This is a genomic window from Streptococcus koreensis (assembly GCF_003627135.1).
GTDB lineage: Bacteria > Bacillota > Bacilli > Lactobacillales > Streptococcaceae > Streptococcus > Streptococcus ilei.
Genome location: NZ_CP032620.1, coordinates 1,219,721 through 1,245,772 on the forward strand (window position 1 = coordinate 1,219,721; position 26,052 = coordinate 1,245,772).

Here is a 26,052-nt window from a genome sequence, read left to right on the forward strand (position 1 = left end):
AAACTATCATGTTGCTTTGAATCATTAAAGCATATCCGAAACTTTCCGCCGTGAGAAAAATGCTTGAAACGTTTTCGTTTCAAGCACTCGGGAGTTTTGAAACCTTAGGTTCAAAACTAAGTCATGGAACTTCGTAGAAGTTCCATGACGTCCGTACTCACCTAAGGAAAGTTTCTAGGAATACTATTTCTTTAATCTGAGCCTCTCAGTGTAAACTGAAAGGCTTTTTTGTTGAATGAAATGATTTAAAGTTTATCTAATTTTTATTTTTTAGTAAATAAGACACTAACTAGAATAAATCCAATTGCATAAATCCATGTCCAGTAACGATTAGGAATGAACATGAAAGAAGAACGATCGCGGAAAGCAATACGTTGCCCTGTTTCCTCATCAATCATATACCGAACTTGATCGGAAACAAATTTTTTTGTTAGCAAATAATTGACTGCCGCAGCAAGAATCCCCAACATACATCCTAAGATGATACTATCTGTACTCTTATTTACATTAAGATGCAGGAAGGAATAAATCATATTCGCCAAAGCTCCTCCAATCATAAGAGCGAGGGGAACGAGCAAGCCTTTACCACGCCAAACAATCATACAAAAAACTCCTTATTATCTAACTTAATCAAAATACAGCAAGTCTTTGCTGGTTTCGGTAAAGAGGCCAAAGCCATCTTTTGTGACATAGCCACAGTCCTCAATCCGCACTCCGACTTTTCCAGGGATGTAGATGCCTGGTTCGACTGAGAAGCACATGCCTTCTTCGATGACCATGTCATTTCCTTCCATGATAGAAGGGAATTCATGCACATCCATTCCGATACCGTGTCCGAGGCGATGGTTGAAGTATTCACCGTAACCTGCTTTTTCAATGACACTGCGAGCAGCGCGATCGACGTCGTGAGCCGTCACACCAGGTTTGATCATATCCAGAGCAGCTTGTTGAGCTTCTAAAGTTAAGTGGTAGATTTCTTTTTTGAAGTCATCTGGTTTTCCAACCGCAACTGTTCGCGTCATATCTGAAGCATAGCCGTTAACCATACATCCCAAGTCGAAGAGAAGAAGAGCATCCTTTTCAATTTTGTTGCTTCCAGGGATGCCATGAGGGTTGGCTGCATTGTTGCCGGTTAAGACCATGGTTTCAAAGCTCATTTCGTAGCCCAAGCGTTTGATGCCAAAGTCGATCTCTGCGACGATATCAGTTTCAGTTTTTTCCAGAGAGATGGCGTCAAATCCCATGTTGACAGCCTTATCCGCATATTGACCAGCAACTAACATTTTTTGGATCTCATCAGCAGATTTGATCAAGCGCATGCGGTTAATCCGAGGGCTGAGATTGGTAAATGTTGCTTGTTCAAAGACTGAACGAAGTCCATGGTATTTGGTCAAAATCAAATTATCAAATTCCAAAGCGACTTTTTTGGCTTCTGGATTGGCGCTAGCTCCTTTGATTTTTTCCCAAGGATTTTCAGAATCCACATAACCAACCACTTGGAAATCCACAACAGCAGTCGCCCGTTCTACCTCAAGAGCAGGAACAAACAGAAGTGGTTCATGGTCTGGATAGACAAATAGGAAGAGCTGACGTTCGTGAGGATCGCTATAGAATCCTGTTAAGTAGTTGATAGTGACAGGGTCAGAAACTACTGCAATATCCGTTTTTTCGGTTTCAAGAAATGCTACAATTTGATCTAATTTAGACATAAGCTACCTTCTTTCTATTGATAATATTTTGTCAAATTTTTCCTAAAAAATCAAGAGTTTGCAAAAAGATGTTAAAATGCTTGAAAGTGTTTACAATAAGTGATAAAATAGTTGTTATAGAAGACTGAAAACGAAATTTTCAATAAAGAAAGGAAGTATTATGAATACAGACGATACTGTAACCATTTACGATGTTGCCCGAGAAGCGGGTGTATCAATGGCGACTGTTAGCCGTGTCGTGAACGGTAATAAGAACGTTAAGGAAAATACTCGTAAAAAAGTATTGGAAGTCATTGAACGTTTGGACTATCGTCCGAATGCGGTTGCTCGTGGACTTGCGAGTAAGAAAACCACAACGGTAGGTGTTGTGATTCCAAATATTACTAATAGTTACTTCTCTACTTTAGCTAAAGGAATTGATGATATCGCAGAAATGTATAAATACAATATCGTCCTTGCCAACAGCGATGAAGACGATGATAAAGAAGTTTCTGTTGTCAACACTCTTTTCTCAAAACAAGTCGATGGAATTATATTCATGGGCTACCACTTAACAGAAAAGATTCGTTCTGAATTCTCTCGTTCTCGAACACCAGTTGTTCTCGCAGGGACAGTCGATGTCGAACATCAATTGCCAAGTGTCAATATCGATTACAAGCAAGCGACTGTAAATGCGGTTACATTATTGGCTAAACGAAATAAAAAGATTGCTTTTGTAAGTGGACCATTAGTGGATGATATCAATGGAAAGATTCGCTTGGCTGGCTACAAAGATGCTTTAAAAGCAAAAAAATTGTCTTATAGCGAAGGCTTGGTCTTTGAGTCTAAATACCGCTATGAAGAAGGCTATAACTTAGCTGAACGCATCATTGCATCCAAAGCGACAGCAGCCTTTGTGACTGGGGATGAATTGGCAGCAGGTTTGCTCAATGGTCTAGCTGATCAAGGTGTGAAAGTACCGGAAGATTTTGAGTTGATTACCAGTGATGATTCACAAATTACACGCTACACTCGTCCAAACCTTTCAACTGTTGGGCAACCACTATATGACTTGGGAGCTATCAGTATGCGGATGTTGACAAAAATTATGCATAAAGAAGAATTGGAAGAAAGAGAAGTTCTTCTTGCCCATACCATCAATCATCGTGGGACCACGAAGAAGTAAAAACCAAAGGAAGCCAAGGCTTCCTTTTTGACTGTAGACAAACAATTTTTAATACAAAATAGCTAGATAATTTTCAAATAATGGCTTTTTTGAGTTATCTAAGCAGAGATAAACTTTCCGCCGTGAGAAAAGTGTTAGAAACAATTGTGTTTCTAACACTCGGGAGTTTTGGAACTTTAGGTCCAAAACTAAGTCATGGAACTTCTTTGAAGTTCGCTGACGTCCGGACTCACCTAAGGAAAGTTTCTAAGAGAACTTTGTCTTTAATCTGGAAGGAAGCCAAGGCTTCCTTTTTTCTTGTCTCTGTATGAATCTCCGGTAAAACTTGAAGGGGTCTGCTAAATTAGGTATAATAGAGGGTATGAAAGTTTTACTGTATCTTGAAGGAAAATCCGTTTTACAAAAATCAGGGATTGGCCGTGCCCTCCAACATCAGATGCATGCCTTGGATTTGGCTGGGATTCCCTATACGACAGATATTTTAGGAGATTATGATGTGGTCCATATTAATACCTATGGCCCTCGGAGTTTGTTGCTATTACATGCTGCCAAACGTCGGGGGAAAAAGGTCATTATGCATGGGCATTCCACACGGGAAGATTTCCAAAATTCATTTATCGGGTCCAATTTGTTTGCTTCCTTATTTGGCAAATACTTGGCTCACATGTATAAAAAAGCCGATTTTATTATTACCCCTTCAGAGTATTCTAAGCAGCTGATTCAATCCTACGGGGTCAAGACTCCTATTGTCGCTGTTTCCAATGGGATCGATTTGTCTAAATATAAAAAAGATCCTAAAAAAGAAGAGGTTTTTCGGAAGCACTTTAATATCCAAGAAGGCGAGAAGGTCGTTTTATGTGCGGGTCTCTATTTTAGACGAAAAGGGATTGAAGACTTTGTAGAAGTTGCTCGTCGGATGCCAGATGTCCGCTTTATTTGGTTGGGATCGATTAATAAATGGTTGATCCCTCGCGCTATTCGTCGTCTGGTAGAGAAAGATCATCCGAGCAATGTGGAATTCCCTGGCTATTTTAAAGGAGCTGTTTTCCAAGGGGCTATGACGGGTGCGGATGCCTTCTTCTTCCCATCTTACGAGGAAACGGAAGGGATTGTTGTCCTAGAGGCCTTAGCGGCTCACCAGCATGTCGTCCTCCGGGATATTCCAGTTTATCATGGTTGGGTGGACCAAGAGTCGGCAGAATTGTGTCATTCGGTGGATGAATTTGTGGACTCTCTTGAAAAAGTCTTGTCTGGTCAAGTGGATAAGCGAGATGCGGGAGACCGGGTCGCTCAAAGCCGCTCAATTGATTTGGTAGCCGATCAACTAGTCAAAGCTTATCAGCAGGTATTGGAGATGTAATATGCGTATTGGATTATTTACAGATACTTATTTTCCGCAGGTATCGGGGGTTGCGACCAGTATTCGAACCCTTAAAACAGAATTGGAGAAGTTGGGACATACTGTTTTTATCTTTACGACGACGGATAAGGATGTTAACCGCTATGAGGATTGGCAAATTATCCGCATTCCAAGTATCCCTTTCTTTGCTTTTAAGGATCGGCGGATTGCTTATCGAGGGTTTACCAAAGCCTTGGCCATTGCCAAACAATACAAACTGGATATGATCCATACACAGACGGAGTTTTCTTTAGGACTACTCGGGGTTTGGATTGCTAAGGAGCTTCGGATTCCAGTGATTCATACCTATCATACCCAGTATGAAGATTATGTTCGTTATATTGCTAAGGGGATGGTTATCCGACCAAGTATGGTCAAATACATCGTTCGTGGTTATATGAATGACTTGGATGGGGTAATCTGTCCGAGTGAAATCGTGTATGACCTCTTGCTGAAATATAAGGTTAAGGCTGAAAAGCGGATTATTCCGACAGGAATTGAGCTGGCAAAATTTGAACGCCCTGAAATCACACAAGTGGAGACGCAAGCCCTTCGTGAAAAATTAGGGATTCAAGAGGGTGAAACCATGCTCTTGAGCTTGTCTCGGGTTTCTTACGAGAAAAATATCCAAGCCGTTATTGCGGCCTTGCCTAAAGTGTTAGAAGAAAATGCGCATATTAAATTGATTGTGGCTGGAGATGGGCCTTATCTGGATGATTTAAAAAAACAAGTGGCCAAGCTTGGTGTATCAGATGCGGTGGTCTTCACAGGAATGATTCCACCAAACGAAACAGCTCTTTACTATAAAGCAGCGGATTTCTTTATTTCGGCTTCGACTAGTGAGACGCAAGGCTTGACCTATTTAGAGAGTATCGCTAGTGGGACACCCCTAATTGCTCAGAGTAATCCTTACTTAGATAATGTGATCAATGATCGGATGTTCGGAATCTTGTATGACCAGGAAGAAGATTTGGCAGCAGCTATTTTAGAAGCGACCTTAGCCACACCAGAAAAGGATGAGGCTAAGTGGGAGGAGAAGCTGTATGAAATTTCTTCTACAAACTTTGGGCGCAGGGTCTATGAGTTCTATCTGGATGCCATTATTTCGAAAGATTTTTACAATGAACGTCATCCTGAGGAAAGTCGTACCAAACGGGTAACCAAGTCTATTGTGAAAATTCCACAAAAGGTCATCGCTATGCCAGTAAATGGGTCTGTGAGAATCATGAAGGGTTCCTTTAAACAGGTGAAAAAGATACGGAACATTACCAAGTTATTGGATTAGAGTAAATCAAATCCGTAAGAGGTTCAAAAGAAGGACCTCTTACGGATGAGAGGCTATTTCCTCTTGCAAATTTTTTCAATCGTGCTATAATACTAGTCAGAGACATATCAAATCTAGGAAATCTGATAGAGAACGCGTGGGGCTGGAAATCGCGTAGAGGATAGATTTGGGACTACTCGGTAAACTTTTTATGCAAACATAAAACGGTGGCTACGTTAGAGCCAATCAGAGGTGTCCCTCTTTTTTGAGGAACATAAATGAAGGTGGAACCACGTTGCGACGTCCTTTCGAGGAGGTCGCTTTTTATTTTTGGATTAAGCATATTTAAAAGGCTGAACCAAAATTGAGGGGAGAAGGCTAATTGAGTCGAAATACAATCCTATTTTCTAAGACCAGTACAATATTATTTTATTTGGTCACATATATGTTGTTATTTATCTCTCTAATGTTTTGGGATGGACCGGTTACCATTCTTATTAGCCTTTATGCCTTAGGGATACCGCTTCTATTTTTTGGGATTCCCTTTTATAGCATCCTAATGCTTACTAAGACAAAACTTAAAGTTCAGATTGGATACTTATGTAGTTTAACAGCTACTGTCTATCTTTTTAACGCATTAACAACCTATCCAATACGACTCTATCCAATTGTAGATGGAACTACACTCCCCTTATGGAAACATGTTTTTATAGTCCTATCTCTTGTAGGTTTTTTAACTTCCTCAACTCTTCTATTTCGTATAAGAATGAATGAGTTTAGAACATCAATTATTGATATTAATTTAGATTAATTTTAAGGAGAAAATCATGATTCAAATTACTTTCCCAGATGGCGCTATTCGTGAATTCGAATCTGGCGTTACAACTTTTGACATTGCTCAATCCATCAGCAATTCTCTAGCTAAAAAAGCTCTTGCTGGTAAATTCAACGGCAAACTCATCGACACTACTCGTGCGATCACTGAAGATGGAAGCATCGAAATCGTGACACCTGATCACGAAGATGCATTGGATATTTTGCGTCACTCAGCGGCACACTTGTTTGCCCAAGCAGCTCGTCGTCTCTTCCCAGACATTCACTTGGGTGTTGGTCCAGCTATCGAAGATGGTTTCTACTACGATACAGATAACCAAGCAGGACAAATTTCGAATGAAGACCTTCCTCGTATCGAAGAAGAAATGCAAAAAATCGTGAAAGAGAACTTCCCATCTATTCGTGAAGAAGTGACTAAAGATGAAGCGCGTGAAATCTTCAAAAATGATCCATACAAATTAGAATTGATTGAAGAGCACTCTGAAGACGAAGGTGGTTTGACCATCTACCGCCAGGGTGAGTACGTAGACCTCTGCCGTGGCCCACACGTCCCATCAACTGGTCGTATCCAAATTTTCCACTTGCTCAACGTAGCTGGTGCCTACTGGCGTGGAAATAGCGACAACGCGATGATGCAACGGATCTATGGTACAGCTTGGTTTGACAAGAAAGACTTGAAAAACTACCTTCAAATGCGTGAAGAAGCTAAAGAACGTGACCACCGTAAACTTGGTAAAGAGCTTGATCTCTTTATGATTTCACAAGAAGTCGGACAAGGACTTCCATTCTGGTTGCCAAATGGTGCGACCATTCGTCGTGAGTTGGAGCGCTACATTGTAGACAAAGAGTTGGCTTCTGGCTACCAACACGTTTACACTCCACCGCTTGCTTCTGTAGAACTTTACAAGACTTCTGGTCACTGGGATCATTACCAAGAAGACATGTTCCCAACTATGGATATGGGAGATGGGGAAGAATTCGTCCTTCGTCCAATGAACTGTCCACACCACATCCAAGTCTTCAAGCACCATGTTCACTCATACCGTGAATTGCCAATCCGTATCGCTGAAATCGGGATGATGCACCGCTATGAGAAATCAGGTGCCCTTACTGGTCTTCAACGTGTACGTGAAATGTCTCTTAACGACGGTCACCTCTTTGTGACTCCAGAACAAATCCAAGAAGAATTCCAACGTGCTCTTCAGTTGATTATCGATGTTTATGAAGATTTCAACTTGAATGAATACCGTTTCCGCCTCTCTCTTCGTGACCCTCAAGATACTCACAAGTACTTTGATAACGATGAAATGTGGGAAAATGCCCAAACCATGCTTCGTGCTGCCCTTGATGAAATGGGCGTTGATTACTTTGAAGCTGAAGGTGAAGCTGCCTTCTACGGTCCAAAATTGGATATCCAGGTTAAGACTGCCCTTGGAAAAGAAGAAACCCTCTCTACAATCCAGCTTGACTTCTTGCTTCCCGAACGCTTCGACCTTAAATACATCGGAGCGGATGGTGAAGAACATCGCCCAGTTATGATCCACCGTGGGGTTATCTCAACTATGGAACGCTTCACAGCTATCTTGATTGAGAACTACAAGGGTGCCTTCCCAACATGGCTTGCACCACATCAAGTAACCCTCATCCCAGTATCTAACGAGAAACACGTTGACTACGCTTGGGAGGTAGCGAAGAAGCTCCGTGACCGTGGTGTCCGTGCTGATGTGGATGAACGTAATGAGAAAATGCAATTCAAGATCCGTGCATCACAAACTAGCAAGATTCCTTACCAATTGATCGTTGGTGACAAGGAAATGGAAGACGGAACTGTCAATGTTCGTCGCTATGGACAAAAAGAAACAGAAACCATGCCGGTAGATGCATTTGTCGAATTGATTCTTGCTGATATCGCAAATAAATCTCGTGTTGAAAAATAAAAGATAGAAGAGAGTGGGACAGAAATCGGTCATTCGTTAGAATTCGATTTCGTCGTCCCACCTCCGCACAGTTGAGTAGGGCTGTAAAAGCTGATGAAATCAGCGTAGTAGAGCCCACTCAACCACTGCGTCTTGATCGACAATCCAAAGACAATTGAGAGGCTAGGACTTTTGTCCCAGCCTCTTTTATGTGGATGGTTAAGTGCTGTTCGAGTGGCTTCTATTATCTAGATATCATTTTTCCATTGCATAACCTTTTTCTTTCTCTTTCTTTACAAATCAAAGTATAACTCCCATTTTTAAAAGAAATTTGCTATAATGAAAGGAAAGAGATTTGAAGAAGCAAAGAAAAAATAGAAGTAGGTACATGTATGAAGAAAATTCTTGTTGTAGATGATGAAAAGCCGATTTCGGATATTATAAAATTCAATATGGCGAAAGAAGGTTATGAAGTCTTGACTGCCTTCGATGGGAAAGAAGCACTGGCTGTTTTCGAAGCTGAGAACCCAGATATTTTGATTCTGGACCTCATGCTTCCTGAAATTGATGGTTTGGAAGTAGCGCGTACCATTCGAAAGACCAGTAATGTACCGATTATTGTCCTATCTGCTAAAGATACCGAATTTGATAAGGTCATCGGTCTTGAAATTGGTGCGGATGACTATGTGACTAAGCCATTCTCCAATCGTGAGCTTCAAGCTCGCGTAAAAGCTTTGTTGCGTCGGACAGAACTAACGGTAGAATCACAGACAGAGTCTATATCAGATTCAGATATTGTGATTGGTGATTTGAAAATCATTCCGGATGCCTTCCTTGCTCAGAAAAAAGGCAAAGAGCTCGAGCTGACCCATCGCGAATTTGAGTTGCTCTATCACTTGGCGACCCATGTAGGGCAAGTCATGACCCGTGAGCATTTACTGGAAACAGTCTGGGGCTACGATTATTTTGGAGATGTTCGGACAGTGGACGTAACGATTCGACGTTTGCGTGAAAAAATCGAAGATATTCCAGGTCGTCCGGAGTATATTTTAACGCGCCGCGGTGTCGGTTACTATATGAGAAACAATGATTAATCACATCAAAGAAGTCATGACCTCTTATAATTTTGTTTTTATATTAATCACTCTTGGATTTATTATCGTGGTGGCCTTGCTGATCCTAGAAAATCGCCGGGATAACATGAAGCTACGTTTGTTGAATGATAAAATTAAGAGTTTGATTGCCGGAGAATATTCAGATATTATTGATTTACAAGGAGGTCCTGAATTGACAGAGATTTCCAACAATATCAATGATTTATCAGAAGTTATCCGTTTGACGCATGAAAATTTGGAGCAAGAAACCAAGCGCTTGACTAGTATTCTTTCCTATATGACAGATGGGGTCTTAGCGACCAATCGTCGAGGACAGATTATCCTGGTTAATGAAATGGCTGCCAAACAACTCAATGTCGTGGTCGAAGAGGTCATGAACACTAGTATTCTGGATTTGCTTGGCATTAGTGAAGAGTATGAACTGCGTGACTTGATTACCAATGTTCCGGAACTGACGATCGATTCGCAGGATGAAAATGGGGAGTACATCTCTTTACGGGTTCGCTTCGCCTTGATTCGGAGAGAGTCTGGTTTTATTTCTGGTCTGGTTGCCGTTTTGCATGACACAACCGAACAGGATAAGGAAGAGCGGGAGCGTCGTTTATTCGTATCCAACGTTAGTCATGAACTCCGAACTCCATTGACCAGTGTCAAATCCTACTTGGAAGCCTTGGATGACGGAGCCATTTTTGATCCAGTTGCACCGGAATTTGTTAAAGTATCTTTGACAGAGACCAACCGGATGATGCGGATGGTGACGGATTTATTGAGTCTTTCACGGATTGATAATGAAACCAGTCAATTGGATGTTGAATTGACCAACTTTACAGCCTTTATTACCTTCATTTTGAACCGCTTTGATAAGATGAAGAATCAGGCTGGAGAGAAGAAATATGATATTGTTCGTGAATATCCCATTTCTCCTGTCTGGGTTGAAATTGATACAGATAAGATGACGCAGGTCTTAGACAATATCTTAAATAACGCCATTAAATATTCCCCAGATGGTGGGGAAATTCGTGTGGGGATGAAAACAACGGATGCCCAGTTGATTATTTCGATTTCGGATGAGGGCTTAGGGATTCCTAAAAAGGACCTCCCTCGTATTTTTGACCGCTTTTATCGTGTGGATAAAGCCCGTAGTCGCGCCCAGGGTGGGACTGGTTTAGGGCTTGCCATTGCGAAGGAAATTATCAAGCAGCACAATGGATTTATTTGGGCCAAGAGTGAATATGGAAAAGGTTCTACTTTCACGATTGTTCTACCATATGATAAAGATGCTATCCGGGATGATGGATGGGATAATGAGGATGAATAAGAAAACAAATGGATGAAAAAGGGTTTAAATATAGTATTTTAGCTTCAGGATCGAGTGGTAATTCGTTTTACTTAGAGACTCCTAAGAAGAAAATTCTAGTAGATGCAGGCTTGTCCGGGAAGAAAATTACAGGTTTGCTTGCAGAGATTGATCGCAAACCCGAAGATCTTGATGCTATTTTGATCACACATGAACATTCAGATCACATTCATGGCGTTGGTGTGTTAGCTCGTAAATACGGGATGGACCTATACGCCAATGAAGCTACCTGGAAGGCCATGGAGGGAAGCAAGTACCTTGGGAAGGTCGACGACTCCCAGAAACATCTTTTTGAAATGGGTAAGACCTTAACCTTCGGGGATTTGGATGTGGAAAGTTTTGGTGTTAGCCATGATGCTGCAGCTCCCCAGTTCTATCGTTTCATGAAGGATGGGAAGAGCTTTGTCATGCTGACGGATACAGGTTATGTCAGTGATCGAATGGCAGGGATTGTTGAAAATGCAGATGGCTATTTGATCGAGTCCAACCACGATGTGGAAATCCTACGGGCAGGCTCTTATGCTTGGCGATTAAAGCAACGGATCTTATCCGATTTGGGCCACCTCTCTAATGAAGATGGCGCAGATGCTATGATTCGGACCCTAGGCAATAAGACCAAAAAGATTTATCTGGGCCACTTATCCAAGGAAAACAATATCAAGGAATTGGCCCATATGACCATGGTTAATCAACTGGCTCGAGCAGATCTAGCAGTGGGGCACGATTTTGACGTCTTGGATACATCTCCAGATACAGCGACTCCATTAGTAGATATCTAAATGATTAAAAGAGGAGATGAGCTCATCTCCTTTTTAGGTCAGTAGTGTAGCTTGAAATAAGTGGAAGGATAGGAGCAGTTAGTTTGAAATACGTGTATATAACAGTAGGGTTTATTTCCTTAGGATTAGGGATTATTGGGATTCCATTACCTATTTTACCAACGACCCCGTTTCTTTTATTAGCTATGGCTTGTTTTGCCAAGAGTTCTCAACGCTTTGAAAAATGGTTGCATGGGACCAAGTTGTACCAAACTTATGTAGCGGATTATCGGGAAACCAAGTCGATCTCAAAAAAGCGGAAAAAAAGAATTATTCTACAAATTTATCTTTTGATGGGGATTTCCATTTACCTGGCACCACTCTGGTTTGTAAAATTAGGTCTAGTGGGATTAACTATTTTTATAAGCTATTATTTGTTCAAAGTGATTCCGGATAAAGAAGAATGATATAAGGAAAGAATAGCCTATAAATCCTATCGTGAAAACAAGGGAAAGGAGTGCGATACGCACTCTTTTTTGGTATAATAGAGGGGTGTATCTTTTGGACGAAATGAGTCATAAGATTTGATCCAGATGCATAAATGAAGAAAGAAAGTAGAAACGTGATGCAAGCCTTATATAACCTTCTTGCTGAGAAATTTCGGCTGACTTTTGACGATACAGAATTGTTGGAAACAGCTTTTACACATACCTCATATGCGAATGAGCATCGCCTCTTAAAAATTTCACATAATGAACGTTTGGAATTTTTAGGAGACGCTGTTCTCCAGCTAGTGATTTCCGAATATTTATTTGCCCTCTACCCAAGTAAGCCAGAGGGTGATTTGTCAAAAATGCGTTCCATGATTGTTCGTGAGGAAAGCCTGGCAGGTTTTTCTCGTGATTGTGGTTTCGATCAATTTATCAAACTTGGCAAGGGAGAGGAAAAATCTGGAGGACGTAACCGAGATACCATCTTGGGAGATTTATTTGAAGCTTTTTTAGGGGCCTTGCTCTTGGATAAAGGAGTGGAGACTGTTCGGAATTTCATTCAGCAAGTCATGATTCCTAAAGTCGAGGCAGGTCAATTTGAACAAGTGATTGACTATAAGACACGCTTGCAAGAAATCCTTCAAATCCACGGAGATGTACAGATTACTTATGAGGTGACGAGTGAGTCAGGTCCAGCTCATGCCAAGGAATTTGAAGTTCAAGTGTCTGTCAATGGGAAACTAATCGGTCAAGGACGTGGCCGGTCTAAAAAGGCTGCCGAACAAGAAGCAGCAAAAAAAGCAGTGGAAAATAAGGTGGATCCCTCATGTATTTAAAGGAAATTGAGATTCAAGGATTTAAGTCTTTTGCAGATAAGACTCGGGTCATATTTGACCAAGGGGTAACCGCAGTAGTTGGCCCTAATGGATCTGGAAAATCAAACATTACAGAAAGTCTACGGTGGGCCTTAGGGGAATCAAGTGTCAAGAGCCTACGTGGAGGCAAGATGCCCGACGTGATTTTTGCAGGGACGGAGACTCGTAAACCCTTGAATTACGCCTGTGTAACGGTAGTGCTGGATAATCGGGATGGCTTTATCAAACATGCTGCTAAGGAAATTCGAGTAGAACGTCATATCTATCGCTCGGGTGACAGTGAGTACAAGATTGATGGCAAGAAAGTCCGTTTGAGAGATGTCCATGATCTCTTTATGGATACTGGACTTGGGAGAGACTCTTTCTCCATTATTTCCCAAGGGAAGGTCGAGGAAATCTTCAACTCGAAACCAGAAGAGAGACGGGCTATTTTTGAGGAAGCCGCTGGGGTTCTTAAATTTAAGACGCGTCGTAAGGAAACGGAATCTAAGTTGGTCCAAACGCAGGATAATTTGGACCGTTTAGAAGACATTATTTTTGAGTTAGAGGGGCAAATCAAACCTCTAGAAAAGCAAGCTCTTGTAGCCAAACGTTTCTTAGAATTGGATCAACAACGCCAAGTCCTTTATTTGGATGTTTTGATTGCTCAGATCGAAGTCAATAAAAAAGACTATGATCAAGCAGTCCAAGAAGAGGCCTCTATCCAGGAGCAATTAAAGGCTTATTACCAGAAAAGAGAAGAGTACGAGGCAGAAAGCCTCCGATTGAAACAGAGTCGTCAGGCCCTTCAACACCAATTATCAGATGATCAGGCTAGCCTCATAGAATTAACTCGCCTCTTAAGTGATTTGGAGAAACAAATCGAATTGGCACGGTTGGAGTCGCAACAGGTCGCTCGAAGCCGTCAGGAAAATCAAGAGCGGGTCAATGCTCTGGAAGAACGCCTACAAGTTCTTCGGAATCAGTTGGAAGAAAAACAAGTCAATACAAAGAGTCTTCAAGAAGAACTCCAAAAGAGCCAAGAAGCTATTGAAGGTCTGGAGAAAGAGTTGGCCAGCTTCTCAGAAGATCCAGATCAGGTGATCGAGTATCTACGTGAAAAATACGTGGCCTTGATGCAGGATGAAGCAGAGCGGTCAAATGAATTAACAACTATTGAAAATCAATTGGAAGCTTCAGCTCAATTGTCACAAAGTAAAAAGGAAGATTACAAAAATCAAATCCAATTGGTGACAGAATTGCAGGAAAAAGAGCAAGTTGCTAAAGAGGCTTATCAACTCGCTCAAGAGCATCTGAAACACTTGCTTGAGACCTATCAGTTAGAAGCGAAACAGTTTGAGGAAGCTCGCCAGGCCTATCAAACAGGGCAAGCCAAGATGTTTGATCTACTGGATCAAAGTAAGGAGAAACAGGCTCGCATTAACAGTTTGGAGGCGATTCAAAAGAATCATAGCAATTTTTATGCGGGTGTGAAGAGTGTCCTGCAAGAAGCGGCTCGTCTGGGCGGGATTGTAGGAGCTGTCAGTGAAAAACTCTCCTTCTCACCAGAATATCAGACTGCCTTAGAGATTGCTCTGGGAGCCAGCAGTCAGCATATCATCGTAGAAGACGAAGGAGCAGCAACACGGGCGATCGAACATCTGAAGAAGAATCGCTCGGGTCGGGCAACCTTCCTTCCTTTGACCACCATTAAACCACGCTACCTAGCTGGAAAGAATCAAGAACTGATTGAAGCCTGTCCCGGTTTCCTTGGGATGGCTAGCAGTTTGGTGGACTATGATCCTTCCCTAGAGTCGATTTTCCAAAACCTCTTGGGGGTTACGGCTATTTTTGATACCATTGACCATGCCAAGGCGGCTGCTCGTAAGGTCGCCTACCAGGTTCGTATGGTGACGCTGGATGGAACCGAACTTCGCACAGGTGGTTCCTTTGCAGGGGGAGCGAATCGAACCAATAATTCGATTTTTATCAAACCAGAACTGGATCGCTTGCACCAAGAATTGGCCTCTATTCAGAAGAATTTGCGGGAAGTAGAAGGCCAGGTTCAAGAGCAACAGGAACAAGTGACCAGATCACAAGAAAAACTAGAATCTTTGAAAGCCCAAGGAGAAGGAGCTCGATTAGAAGAGCAACGTCTTCAACTGGCTTTTGAGCAAGCTCACCAGCAACTCCTGGATGCCCAAGAACTGTTAGAACTTATCCGTACAGAGCTGGATGAAGGTAGCGACCAGGAGCTCCTCCAAAAACGGGATCACTTGCAAGCGCGACTGAAAGAAATTGAGGCGGAAAAAGAGCAAGTTACTGCTGAGATTGAAGAAGTCAAGCTCAATAAAGATGTCGTTGTTGAGAAAATTGAAAATTTACGAGCAACCATTGCCAAGCTCCAATTACAGAAAACAGAGTTGAAGAGTCGATTGACCTATGACCAGACAGATGCCGAACGCTTGCAGCAAGAGTTGGCTTCTACTGAACGGGAAATCCAAGCTCTCCAATATGCGATTGAGCAGGGAGAAGATCGACATGAGCAAATCGATGTTTCTGTCCTTGAAAAACAACTGCAAGCAACCCTTCAAGAGAAAACCGCTCTGGAGCAAGCTGTGATTCGTAAGCAATTTGAATTAGAGGATTTGGAAGGCCAGTCTGAAGATGTAGCGGGTCATATGGAACAAGCCCGTCGTCAAAATGAGGAGTGGATTCGCCTACAGGCCAAAGCAGAATCCAATCGTGATCGCTTGGCGGATAAGCTAAATAAATTGATGTTAGCTCTGACCGATGAATTCAAGATGAGTTTTGAAGAGGCATCTAATCAGGCCAACGAACTAGAAAATCTAGCCCAGTCTGAGCAAGTCTTAAAAGACTTGGAGAAAGCGATTAAAGCCTTAGGACCTGTCAATATTGATGCTATCGAACAATACGATGAGGTCAAGACTCGGTTTGATTTCCTTTCTGGTCAACGAGAAGATGTCTTGGCAGCGAAGAATCTTCTTCTTGAAACCATTAATGATATGAATGATGAGGTGAAAGAACGCTTTAAGTCTACGTTTGAAGCGATTCGTGAATCCTTCCGAATCACCTTTAAACAGATGTTTGGGGGAGGATCAGCAGATCTCATCTTGACGGATGGGGATCTCTTGTCAGCTGGGGTCGAGATTTCTGTTCAACCGCCAGGTAAGAAAATTCAATCCTTGAATTTGATGAGTGGTGGGGAGAAAGCTTTGTCAGCATTGGCGCTGCTCTTCTCAATCATTCGTGTCAAGACTATTCCATTTGTCATCTTGGATGAGGTAGAAGCGGCTCTAGACGAGGCCAATGTTAAACGTTTTGGGGATTACCTCAATCGTTTTGATAAGGAAAGTCAGTTTATTGTGGTCACCCACCGTAAGGGAACCATGGCGGCAGCAGATTCCATCTACGGAGTGACCATGCAAGAATCTGGAGTCTCTAAGATTGTATCTGTGAAGCTGAAAGATATAGAAGGAATGGATAATGGAAATTAAATTAGTCGCAACAGACATGGATGGGACCTTTTTGGATGAAAATCATCAATTTGATCAAGCTTTATTCCTAAAGGTATTAAAGAAGTTTCAAAAAAAAGGGATCTACTTTGCGGTAGCAAGTGGTCGGGCTCTCCTCTCTTTGAAGACAATCTTTAAAGAGGTTCAGGATCAGATTATTTTTATAGCTGAAAACGGCAGTGTTGTTGAGTTTCATGGTGAAGATGTCTATGAAGCGACCATGAGTCCTGAATTTTACCAAGCCATGTTTGCCAAGTTACAAGAAAGTCCTTATTTTGATAAAAATAAGTGCTTGTTAACGGGAAAACGTGGGAGCTATGTTCTAAAAACCGTTGATCCAGACTATCTAGCTGCTTCACAAAACTACAATGAAAATATTCAAATGGTGTCTGATTTTTCAGAAATTGATGATCTTGTCTTTAAGATGACCACCAATTTTGACCAAGAAGTATTAGCGGAAGGGGAAGCCTGGGTTACCCAAAATGTTGAGGGTGTTAAGGCTATGACCACTGGTTATGAGTGCATTGATATTGTCTTGGATTATGTGGACAAGGGAGTCGCCATCCAAGCACTAATGGATCAGCTAGGCATTAGTCGAGATCAAGTCCTAGCTTTTGGGGATAACCTCAATGATCTTCATATGATGCAGGTTGTTGGCCATCCAATTGCGCCAGAAAATGCCCGTCCAGAGATTTTGGAATTGGCTGAAAAAGTATTAGCTCACCATTCGACAGGATCTATCCTTCGCTTCATGGAGGAAGAATTATGAGTCAGATTAAGGTTATCGCACTAGACTTGGACGGTACTCTCTTAAACTCAGAGAAGAAAATCTCCCCTCGGAACTTAGCTGCCATTCGTGCAGCTCAAGAAAAAGGGGTCAAGGTAGTTTTGACGACGGGTCGTCCCCTCAAGGCTATGGATTTTCTGCTTCAAGAGATTGGGACTGCCGGCTTGTCAGATGAATTCACCATTACCTTTAATGGAGGCTTGGTACAAAAGAATACAGGAGAGATCATTGCCAAAACAGTTTTCTCTCGAGATGATGTCCTTCGGATTTATGAAGAGACAGAGGACCTTGGTTTGCCCCTAGATGCCATCAGCGAAGGGGTTGTTTATACACTTGTATCTGATCAAGAATCTCTTTACCCTCTCTATAATCCTTACTTGAACTTTATTCCCGTTTCTATTGAAGATTTGTCCAGTCAGATTTCCTATAACAAGTGTGTGACAGCCTTTCATCAGGACTATTTGGATAGCGCTATTCCAAAGATTTCTCCTGAATTAGGGGAGCGTTTTGAGATTTTTAAATCAAGGGACATGCTCTTGGAATGGTGCCCCAAAGGAGTTCAAAAGGATAGAGGCTTGGAGGCCTTGGTGGAGTATTTAGGGATCGATGCTAGTCAAGTCATGGCTTGCGGTGATGAAGCCAATGATGCCAGCATGTTAAAATGGGCAGGACTCGGAATCGCTATGGCCAATGCGGTGGATGAGGTGAAGGAGATTGCCACTCTAGTCTCGGACTACACCAATGATCAAGATGCAGTCGGAAGAGCGATTGAAGAATATGTATTGAAGGAGGGTCAATAATGGGATTATTTGACCGACTATTTGGAAGAAAAGAAGAAACAAAACCACAAACCCAAGATCTTACAGAAGAGATTGGGGGAAGCGAGGAAGAAGCAAGCTCGCCAGCTGAGCCGGTATCAAATAAGCCTTCACAAAGTGATGAGGCTAAGATTTCGGCAATGGAAGCCTACTATGCTGAATTAAAAGAGCGAATGGCTGCCGAATCAGCGAGACCATCTCAAGAGTCGAAAGCATCTAGTGAAAAAGTGCCTTTAGAAGAGCCTGTAAATCAAGAAACAGCTGTCGAAGAAGAGGCACCTTCTCAAGTAGAGCAGGAAACCTCTCCTGAGGAAGTATCTGAGACTTCCCCTGTGACTGAAGATCAGACTTTAGATGCAGAAGCTCTACAAGAAGTGGGTGTTGATGAGGAGCACCCAGACTCTTCTTCAGATCTTGTCCAAGAAGCCCTGGAAGAGGAAGTTCTTGTAAAGGCTGAAACAACTTCTGAGACTTCAAGCCCTTCTCAAGAGTCTGACAAACTAGTGGAAGAAGAGCCTGAAGGTGTGCTAGAATTGGATGTGGTAAGCGAAGCACCAATCCTTGAAGAAGAAATTGCTGAAAGTTCTGAGGAAGGAACCGAAGAGCTTGAAGTGGGATCGCCTGTAGAAGAACCTACTGGTGAATCCGAGATTTCAGAAGAGACTGAGGAAGAATCTTTAGTAGAAGAACCTGCAAGTGAGCCAGAGATTGCTGAACCTACAGAAACGGTTCAAGAAAAATACAATCGGAGCTTAAAGAAAACTCGGACCGGCTTTGGAGCAGCTCTTAATGCTTTCTTTGCCAACTTCCGTTCTGTCGACGAAGATTTCTTTGAAGAGTTAGAAGAACTCTTGATTATGAGTGACGTAGGGGTCCAGGTCGCTTCGAATCTGACAGAAGAGCTCCGCTATGAAGCCCGTTTGGAAAATGCCAAGAAACCGGATGTCTTGCGTCGCGTGATCATTGAAAAATTGGTGGATCTCTACGAAAAAGATGGCCAATACAATGAGCAAATTAACTTTAAAGATGGCTTGACGGTCATGCTCTTTGTGGGAGTGAATGGCGTTGGGAAAACAACCTCTATCGGAAAACTAGCTCATAAGTACAAGAAGGAAGGGAAAAAAGTGATGTTGGTCGCAGCAGATACCTTCCGGGCAGGTGCCGTTGCTCAGTTAGCTGAATGGGGACGCCGTGTGGATGTGCCTGTTGTCACTGGTCCTGAAAAGTCAGATCCTGCAAGTGTCGTCTTTGATGGAATGGAACGGGCCGTGGCAGAGCAAGTCGATGTTTTGATGATTGATACTGCTGGTCGCCTTCAGAACAAAGACAATCTGATGGCTGAATTAGAAAAAATTGGTCGCATTATCAAGAGGGTGGATCCTACAGCCCCTCACGAAACCTTCTTGGCATTAGATGCTTCCACAGGACAGAATGCTCTGGTCCAAGCCAAGGAATTCTCCAAGATCACGCCTATTACTGGAATCGTCCTCACTAAAATTGATGGAACAGCTCGAGGAGGAGTGGTCCTTGCAATCCGAGAAGAGTTGGATATTCCTGTAAAATTAATTGGTTTTGGTGAAAAAATCGATGACATCGGTGAATTCAATTCTGAGAACTTTATGCGTGGCTTGTTAGAAGGCTTGATATAAACAAAAAGAGAGTGGGACAGAAATCGGTAATTCGTTAGAATTCGATTTCGTCATCCCACCTCCGCACAGTTGAGTAGGGCTGTAAAAGCTGATGAAACCTGCGTAGTAGAGCCCGCTCAACCACTGCGTCTTGCTCGACAATCCAAATACAACTGAAAAGAGGCTAGGACTTTTGTCCCAGCCTCTTTTCAGTTGTATTATTTGTAAGATGGATAGATTATTCTTCAATCGTTGGTTGCCAGACCCATTCAGCATTGTAATCCTTCAAGAGGTCGAAGGATGCTTGAGGTCCCATGGTTCCAGATTTGTACTCATGAAGAGGGACTTGATTTTCTGCCCATAATTTCTCAATCCGGTCAATCAAGTTCCAAGATGCTTTTACTTCGTTCCAGTGGCTAAAGTTGGTAGAGTCATTATTTAAGACATCATAGATTAACTTTTCGTAAGGCTCTGGAGAAGCACCGGTCGCTGTCGCATCAGTTTCATAATCCAAGGATATCGGAGCGATCTGGAATTGCTCGCCGACTTCTTTCCCGTTGACAGAGAGAGAGAAGCCTTCGTTTGGTTGGATGTAGATGGTCAGCACATTGGGTTCAATTTCTTGACCAAAAATAGAGTCCATCTGTTTAAAGACCACATTCACATGGGTTCCCTTTTTTGTGAGACGTTTTCCTGTACGGAAGAAGAAAGGTACTCCACGGAAGCGATCACTATCCACAAAGAAGGCACCAGAAGCAAAGGTTTCGGTCATGGATTCAGGGTTGACATTTGGTTCACTACGGTAAGAGATGTCCTTTTTCCCTTGGATTTTTCCAGAACGATACTGGCCTCGAATAAACAATTTCTTTAATTCTTCTTCAGAAGGATTGACCAATTGTTCAAAAACTTTTACCTTCTCTTTACGGATGTCTTCCTTGGTGAAGGAAGCTGGTTTGTCCATCGCTAAGAGAGAAAGCAATTGAAGGGTATGGTTTTGAACCATGTCGCGGAGGGCACCAGATTCATCATAGTAGCCACCACGCTCTTCCACACCCAGACGTTCTGCAAAGGTGATTTGGACATTGTCGATATAGTCATGGTTCCAAATGTTTTCAAAGATTAGATTGGCAAAACGGAGGGCAAAAATAGACTGGATCATTTCTTTACCAAGGTAATGATCAATTCGGAAAATTTGCTCTTCCTCAAAGGTTTCTTCCAGTTCTTTGTTGAGCTGACTGGCTGTTTCTAAGTCAGTTCCAAATGGTTTTTCTACGATTAGACGCTCAAAGCCTTTTCCATCCACAATTCCTTCAGATTTCAAATGTTTGGCAATGGTTCCAAAGAACTGGGGTGCCATGGATAGGAAGAAGAGTTTATTGTGGTCAGCTTGGTAGGTGTCATTGAGCTGATTTTGGAGTTCACGAAGCTTGATGTAGTGCTCGGTATCATTAACATCGTGGCTTTGGTAGTAAAAGTGGCTAGCGAATTCTTGCGCCTGTTCAGGACTATCTGCTAAATCCGAAATGGAGTCAACGACAACTGATTCAAAGTATTCTTTGCTCCAAGGACGACGAGCTGTTCCAATCACTGCAAAATGCTCTGAAAGATTACCAGCTTTATAGAGTCTAAAAAGGGAAGGGTAGAGTTTGCGGTGAGCTAAATCTCCACTAGCCCCGAAAATGGTTACAATTACTTTTGAAGACATGTTCATACCTATTTTCTAACTTGATAAACCATATTCTACCATAAAATTCAGAAAATTTCTCTTTGAAAGTAAAAGTATTCTGACTTTCATAGGAAATAAAAGGAGAAGAAAGCACAAAAAAAGGTTGGACCAAAAGGTCACAACCTGCAGAGTGATAGACTGCCTAGAATACCCGATAAACATAAGGATTGGCGGGTTTTTCTACCTGATGAGCTTCCCTTATGTCTAAGACCGGAAGACTTTGGCCAAGCTGTTTATGGTATTGGATCTTTAGAGTTCCAGTAGCTTGGACCCAAGTATTATCGTCATAGGTTTGGGAGGCTCCTTTGGTCAACAGACCATAGACTCCTGAGTCGGCGATACAGTGGATAATCCCAAAACGGAAAAGGAACTGGCTACCCGGATCTTGAGGATCCTTATAAATAAAGCCGGTTAGGGTAAAGGTTTTTCCAGCAAATTCATCTGGATAGTCGTAGATAACTTCCATGACTTCCATGTAGTTTTCTGTCGTGATCTGGATATGATCTTGCTTGAGGTACTTCTTAGCTGCAGCTCTCATCTCGGATTCATAAGCAGACTTGGTAAAATAACTGCTTGTGTCAGGCTTGAGATATTGGTTGGTTGTTCCTTCGTCGTTTTGAATATCCTTAGAAGAGCCAGCTGCGATGGGGAAATGATAGCCCTTGGCTGAAACCGTTTGGGAATCCAAGGTCACTGTCGGGAAACCAATTCCAACGATCAAAGGAATCAGGAGTAAAATGATACTCATGACTTTGGCTTTTTTACTGGTTAGGTGACTATGAACGGGCAGATTCTTCATCCAAATATAGAGCTGGACGACAGCCAAAAGGAAGGAAAGAATCATAGAGATATAGGCTAAATAGGAATAATGCATATTAATGTATTGGTTGAGCTTACCAGAAAGCTGCAAATACATAGTCAGTTCGAAATAGCCTGCTAAAATGAGAAATCGAATCATAGGACCACCCCCACAAACCAAGCATAAACCAAGACAACTAGGCTGACGATGCTAATAAATTGGACAATAAAGCGATTGGTCAGATAATTCTTCATCATCAAGAGGTTCTTGACATCTAGCATGGGACCGATAACCAGGAAGGCTAGGACAGGAGCTAAGCCAAAACTAGAGAGGAGGGAGGAGCCAATAAAGGCATCTGCCTCACTACACAATGAGAGCAGGAAGGAAAGAAGCATGAGGAGGAGAATAGCTAAGAGTGGTGTCGCTGAAATAGAAGTCAGCACTCGAGTTGGCACATAGACCTGAACCACGCTGGCAAACAAACAACCAAAGACCAGATACCGTCCAGTGTCGAAAAACTCATCAATGGCCTGCACAAATACTTGGAAAAAGCGTTGAGCAGCAGATAGTTTAGAAAAGTCATGTATATGGACTTCCTTGCGGTTGGCCCGTTGAATAGAAGCGGTTTGGAAAAATCCTAGGAAAATACCCAGAACAGTCGCTACCAAGATAGAGCCGATAGCTCGTAAGAGAGCCATTTGAAAAGAATTGCCAAAGGCGGAATAGGTGGCAAAGAGCACAATGGGGTTAATAACTGGCGCTGTTACTAGAAAGGGCACAGCTGTATAGCTAGGGACCTTCTTTTCTAAAAAGCGATTGATAATAGGGACGATGCCACACTCACAGGAAGGGAAAATAAAACCAATCAAGGTCCCAAACAAAATTCTTCCCCATTTATTTTTAGGGAGAGCTCGATAAACTTTTTCAGGGGTGATGTAGACATCGATTGCCCCTGAAATCAGACTTCCAATCAGAACAAAAGGAAGGGCTTCAATCATAATCGAAAGAAAAATTGCTCCAGCTTGAAGGACACTAGTTGGCAACTGCTGAAAGAAATTCATTTGTCAGAATCCTTCTGTACTTTTTGCCCTTTAGTTGCTTCCTTCTTCTCATCTGGGAAAGTGGCTTGAGGGGGATCTGGGAAAACGGCAAATTCCTCAAAGAGTTTGTCTAAATCGTCTGTTTTTGAAAATTTAATAGCCATGAATAGGTCTCCTTTTCTTTTTTTTCTCATTATATCAAATTCTCAGAAAAGAGGGGAAATCAAGTGCAAAAACAGGACGGAAGGGCGGAATAGAGAGCTTTCTATGGTATAATAGAAGCTATGGAAAAATATGAAAAAATAGCCCAGGAATTGGGCGTGAGTCTCAAACAAATTGATACCGTTTTGACCTTAACAGCAGAGGGATCCACTATCCCCTTTATTGCCCGATATCGAAAAGATGCTACGGGGAATCTAGATGAAGTGGCGATCAAGGCTATTATCGATATGGACAAGTCTTTGACAGCCTTGGCTGATCGGAAAGAAACTGTCCTAGCCAAGATTGAAGAGCTTGGGAAACTCACTCCAGCCCTAAAAGAAGCGATTGAGCAAGCTGAAAAATTGGCAGATGTGGAAGAGTTGTATCTTCCCTACAAGGAAAAACGCCGGACCAAGGCTACGATTGCGCGTGAGGCAGGGCTCTTCCCGCTTGCTCGGATGATTTTGCAAGATCAAAAGGATTTGGAAATAGCAGCAGAGGGATTTTTATCAGAAGCTTTTCCAACTGTAAAAGATGCCATTTCTGGAGCAATCGATATTTTAGTCGAAGCGATTGCAGAAGACCCGCAATTGCGTAACCTCACTTACCAGGAGATTCGCAAACACTCCTTGATAACCTCTAGCTTGAAGGATGAGAGCAAAGACGAGAAGCAAGTCTTCCAGATTTATTATGATTTTTCTGAGAAGATTGCAAATATGCAGGGCTACCGGACTCTTGCCTTAAACCGTGGAGAGAAATTAGGAGTATTAAAGGTTGGATTTGAGCATCCTGTAGACCGTTTGATTCGTCATTTTGAAGCCCGATTTAAATCGAAAAATGGCTACATCGAAGAAGTTATCAGCCAGGCTCTGAAAAAGAAGATGCTACCAGCTATGGAGCGTCGGATTCGGACAGAATTGACAGAAGTGGCAGAAGATGGGGCCATTCAACTTTTCTCTGAAAATCTTCGTCACCTCTTGTTGATTGCTCCCCTCAAAGGGCGCGTGGTCTTAGGCTTTGACCCAGCTTTCCGGACAGGAGCCAAGTTGGCTGTTGTCGATCAGACAGGAAAGATGTTGACCACTCAGGTGATTTATCCTGTTGCACCAGCTAAACCAGCACAAATTGAGGCGGCGAAAGAAGAGCTGAAGCGTTTGATTCGTGAATACGGCGTAGAAATTATTGCGATTGGGAATGGGACGGCTAGTCGAGAGAGCGAAGCCTTTGTTGCGGAAGTTCTCAAGGAAGTTCCAAATGTCAGCTATGTCATTGTGAACGAGAGCGGGGCATCTGTCTATTCAGCTAGTGAATTGGCTCGCCATGAGTTTCCAGAACTGACAGTTGAAAAGCGCTCAGCCATCTCCATTGCCCGTCGTTTGCAGGATCCACTGGCTGAGTTGGTTAAGATTGATCCAAAATCTATCGGAGTCGGCCAGTACCAGCATGATGTCAGCCAGAAGAAATTATCTGAAAGCCTTGATTTCGTAGTCGATACCGTGGTAAACCAAGTCGGAGTTAATATTAACACTGCTAGTCCAGCCCTCTTGTCTCACGTGGCTGGTCTCAATAAAACCATTTCTGAGAACATCGTGAAGTACCGGGAAGAAGAAGGGTTGATCACTTCTCGGGCACAGATTAAAAAGGTTCCTCGTCTGGGAGCCAAGGCTTTTGAACAAGCAGCTGGTTTCTTACGGATCCCAGAAAGTGAGAATTTCCTCGATCGGACAGGGGTCCATCCAGAAAGTTACCCTGCAGTGAAGAAGCTCTTTACCTTACTAGGCATCAAGGAGATGGATGAAGAGGCCCAAGCCAAGTTGAAACAAATTGACACGGTTTCTATGGCCCAGGAACTTGAAATTGGCCCTGAAACCTTGAAAGATATTGTCGCAGATCTTCTCAAACCAGGTCGCGATTTACGTGATTCTTTTGATGCTCCTGTCCTTCGCCAGGATGTTCTTGATTTGAAAGACTTGAAGATTGGTCAAAAACTAGAAGGAGTTGTCCGCAATGTTGTTGACTTTGGAGCCTTTGTCGATATTGGGATTCATGAAGATGGTTTGATCCACATTTCACAGATGAGTCAGCAATTTATCAAGCATCCAAGTCAAGTTGTTTCAGTTGGCGACCTAGTGACCGTTTGGGTCTACAAGATTGATTTAGAACGGGAAAAAGTGAATCTTTCCCTCTTGGCACCACATGAATCTGACTAAATACGTTCAAGAAGTATCGCTGGAAGATTTTGCTCACCCTTTTCTTCACCAAGCGATCTGGAACCCTCGCTTGCGTTCGACCGGCGGTCGCTTCTTTCCTAAAGATGGTCATCTGGATTTCAATCCTAGAATCCTAGAAAGATTTGGCTGGGAGATTTTTCGAAAGATTGTCCGTCATGAGTTGTGTCACTACCATCTCTACTATATGAAAAAGGGCTATCGCCACCAGGATCAAGATTTCAAGGCCTTACTCAAAAAGGTAGACGGCTTGCGGTATGCCCCTTCAGTTGATAAGGGAAACTATAAGATTTATGTTTGTACGAGCTGTGGGCAAGAATTCAGGAGAAAGCGGCAGATTGATCTGCAAAAGTACCGCTGTGGTCGGTGTCGAGGACTACTTAAGTATCAAGGGACAATTGATCCAGGAAATCGGCCTTGAGTCGGA

General features: G+C 42.5%; 21 protein-coding genes. 15 read left to right on the top strand and 6 right to left on the bottom strand.

Annotated elements, in window-relative coordinates; genetic code table 11:
• Positions 1-263: 263 nt before the first annotated feature.
• Both D7D50_RS06160 and D7D50_RS06165 read right to left on the bottom strand, forming a co-directional pair.
• Complete coding sequence (locus D7D50_RS06160; protein ID WP_117744506.1) at positions 264-602, bottom strand: cytochrome O ubiquinol oxidase; 339 nt, start codon at positions 600-602, stop codon at positions 264-266.
• A 24-nt stretch (positions 603-626) separates the two neighbouring features.
• On the bottom strand, positions 627-1,709 hold the full coding sequence (locus D7D50_RS06165) for a M24 family metallopeptidase (RefSeq protein ID WP_120701743.1): 1,083 nt from the start codon (positions 1,707-1,709) through the stop codon (positions 627-629).
• 160 nt (positions 1,710-1,869) lie between these two features.
• On the opposite strand from D7D50_RS06165, the gene ccpA reads away from it, so the two are divergent.
• The 13 genes from ccpA (at position 1,870) to ftsY (ending at position 19,652) form a co-directional block, all read left to right on the top strand.
• The gene (ccpA, locus tag D7D50_RS06170; protein WP_120701744.1) at positions 1,870-2,874 is read left to right on the top strand and encodes a catabolite control protein A; all 1,005 of its coding nucleotides are present in this window, start codon (positions 1,870-1,872) and stop codon (positions 2,872-2,874) included.
• Between the two features lie 361 nt (positions 2,875-3,235).
• Entirely contained in the window at positions 3,236-4,234 is a 999-nt protein-coding gene (locus D7D50_RS06175; RefSeq protein ID WP_120701745.1) for an LTA glycolipid anchor biosynthesis glycosyltransferase, IagA/BgsA family, read from the top strand.
• Position 4,235: 1 nt separating this feature from the next.
• A complete protein-coding gene (locus D7D50_RS06180; protein WP_120701746.1) occupies positions 4,236-5,558 on the top strand; it encodes a glycosyltransferase family 4 protein in 1,323 nt (440 codons plus the stop codon).
• Positions 5,559-6,364: 806 nt separating this feature from the next.
• The gene (gene thrS, locus D7D50_RS06185; RefSeq protein ID WP_120701747.1) at positions 6,365-8,308 is read left to right on the top strand and encodes a threonine--tRNA ligase; all 1,944 of its coding nucleotides are present in this window, start codon (positions 6,365-6,367) and stop codon (positions 8,306-8,308) included.
• 371 nt (positions 8,309-8,679) lie between these two features.
• Positions 8,680-9,381 (top strand): response regulator YycF, encoded by a 702-nt coding sequence (gene yycF, locus D7D50_RS06195; protein WP_117744500.1) that lies wholly within the window; start codon positions 8,680-8,682, stop codon positions 9,379-9,381.
• Positions 9,374-10,720, top strand: coding sequence for a cell wall metabolism sensor histidine kinase VicK (gene vicK, locus D7D50_RS06200; protein WP_117744499.1), 1,347 nt, complete (start codon positions 9,374-9,376; stop codon positions 10,718-10,720). Before yycF ends, vicK begins: the two co-directional genes overlap by 8 nt.
• An 8-nt stretch (positions 10,721-10,728) precedes the next feature.
• Positions 10,729-11,538 carry an MBL fold metallo-hydrolase gene (locus tag D7D50_RS06205; RefSeq protein ID WP_048689535.1) on the top strand — a complete coding sequence of 270 codons (810 nt, stop codon included), beginning with the start codon at positions 10,729-10,731 and terminating at the stop codon, positions 11,536-11,538.
• Positions 11,539-11,621: 83 nt separating this feature from the next.
• Complete coding sequence (locus tag D7D50_RS06210) at positions 11,622-11,984, top strand: YbaN family protein (protein WP_023023915.1); 363 nt, start codon at positions 11,622-11,624, stop codon at positions 11,982-11,984.
• Between the two features lie 158 nt (positions 11,985-12,142).
• Positions 12,143-12,844 (top strand): ribonuclease III, encoded by a 702-nt coding sequence (gene rnc / locus D7D50_RS06215; RefSeq protein ID WP_117744497.1) that lies wholly within the window; start codon positions 12,143-12,145, stop codon positions 12,842-12,844.
• On the top strand, positions 12,835-16,380 hold the full coding sequence (gene smc, locus D7D50_RS06220; RefSeq protein WP_120701748.1) for a chromosome segregation protein SMC: 3,546 nt from the start codon (positions 12,835-12,837) through the stop codon (positions 16,378-16,380). Before rnc ends, smc begins: the two co-directional genes overlap by 10 nt.
• Complete coding sequence (locus tag D7D50_RS06225) at positions 16,370-17,167, top strand: HAD family hydrolase (RefSeq protein WP_120701749.1); 798 nt, start codon at positions 16,370-16,372, stop codon at positions 17,165-17,167. The genes smc and D7D50_RS06225 overlap by 11 nt, the downstream gene beginning before the upstream one ends.
• Positions 17,164-17,985, top strand: a complete 822-nt coding sequence (locus tag D7D50_RS06230) for a Cof-type HAD-IIB family hydrolase (RefSeq protein ID WP_120701750.1) — start codon at positions 17,164-17,166, stop codon at positions 17,983-17,985. The genes D7D50_RS06225 and D7D50_RS06230 overlap by 4 nt, the downstream gene beginning before the upstream one ends.
• The gene (ftsY, locus tag D7D50_RS06235) at positions 17,985-19,652 is read left to right on the top strand and encodes a signal recognition particle-docking protein FtsY (protein ID WP_120701751.1); all 1,668 of its coding nucleotides are present in this window, start codon (positions 17,985-17,987) and stop codon (positions 19,650-19,652) included. The genes D7D50_RS06230 and ftsY overlap by 1 nt, the downstream gene beginning before the upstream one ends.
• A gap of 217 nt (positions 19,653-19,869) precedes the next feature.
• Here the strand turns inward: ftsY and zwf are convergent, their stop codons facing one another.
• The 4 genes from zwf to D7D50_RS10160 form a co-directional block, all read right to left on the bottom strand.
• Entirely contained in the window at positions 19,870-21,336 is a 1,467-nt protein-coding gene (zwf, locus tag D7D50_RS06245) for a glucose-6-phosphate dehydrogenase (protein ID WP_120701752.1), read from the bottom strand.
• 163 nt (positions 21,337-21,499) lie between these two features.
• Positions 21,500-22,315, bottom strand: a complete 816-nt coding sequence (locus D7D50_RS06250; protein WP_120701753.1) for a TIGR03943 family putative permease subunit — start codon at positions 22,313-22,315, stop codon at positions 21,500-21,502.
• Positions 22,312-23,217, bottom strand: a complete 906-nt coding sequence (locus tag D7D50_RS06255; RefSeq protein WP_117744490.1) for a permease — start codon at positions 23,215-23,217, stop codon at positions 22,312-22,314. The genes D7D50_RS06250 and D7D50_RS06255 overlap by 4 nt, the downstream gene beginning before the upstream one ends.
• Positions 23,214-23,360 (bottom strand): SPJ_0845 family protein, encoded by a 147-nt coding sequence (locus D7D50_RS10160; RefSeq protein ID WP_167444700.1) that lies wholly within the window; start codon positions 23,358-23,360, stop codon positions 23,214-23,216. Before D7D50_RS10160 ends, D7D50_RS06255 begins: the two co-directional genes overlap by 4 nt.
• 120 nt (positions 23,361-23,480) lie before the next feature.
• Here D7D50_RS10160 and D7D50_RS06260 point away from each other — a divergent pair, with 120 nt between their 5' ends.
• Together D7D50_RS06260 and D7D50_RS06265 are read left to right on the top strand one after the other, a co-directional pair.
• The gene (locus tag D7D50_RS06260; protein ID WP_120701754.1) at positions 23,481-25,607 is read left to right on the top strand and encodes a Tex family protein; all 2,127 of its coding nucleotides are present in this window, start codon (positions 23,481-23,483) and stop codon (positions 25,605-25,607) included.
• Positions 25,594-26,046, top strand: a complete 453-nt coding sequence (locus D7D50_RS06265) for a SprT family protein (RefSeq protein ID WP_120701755.1) — start codon at positions 25,594-25,596, stop codon at positions 26,044-26,046. The genes D7D50_RS06260 and D7D50_RS06265 overlap by 14 nt, the downstream gene beginning before the upstream one ends.
• Positions 26,047-26,052: the final 6 nt, after the last annotated feature.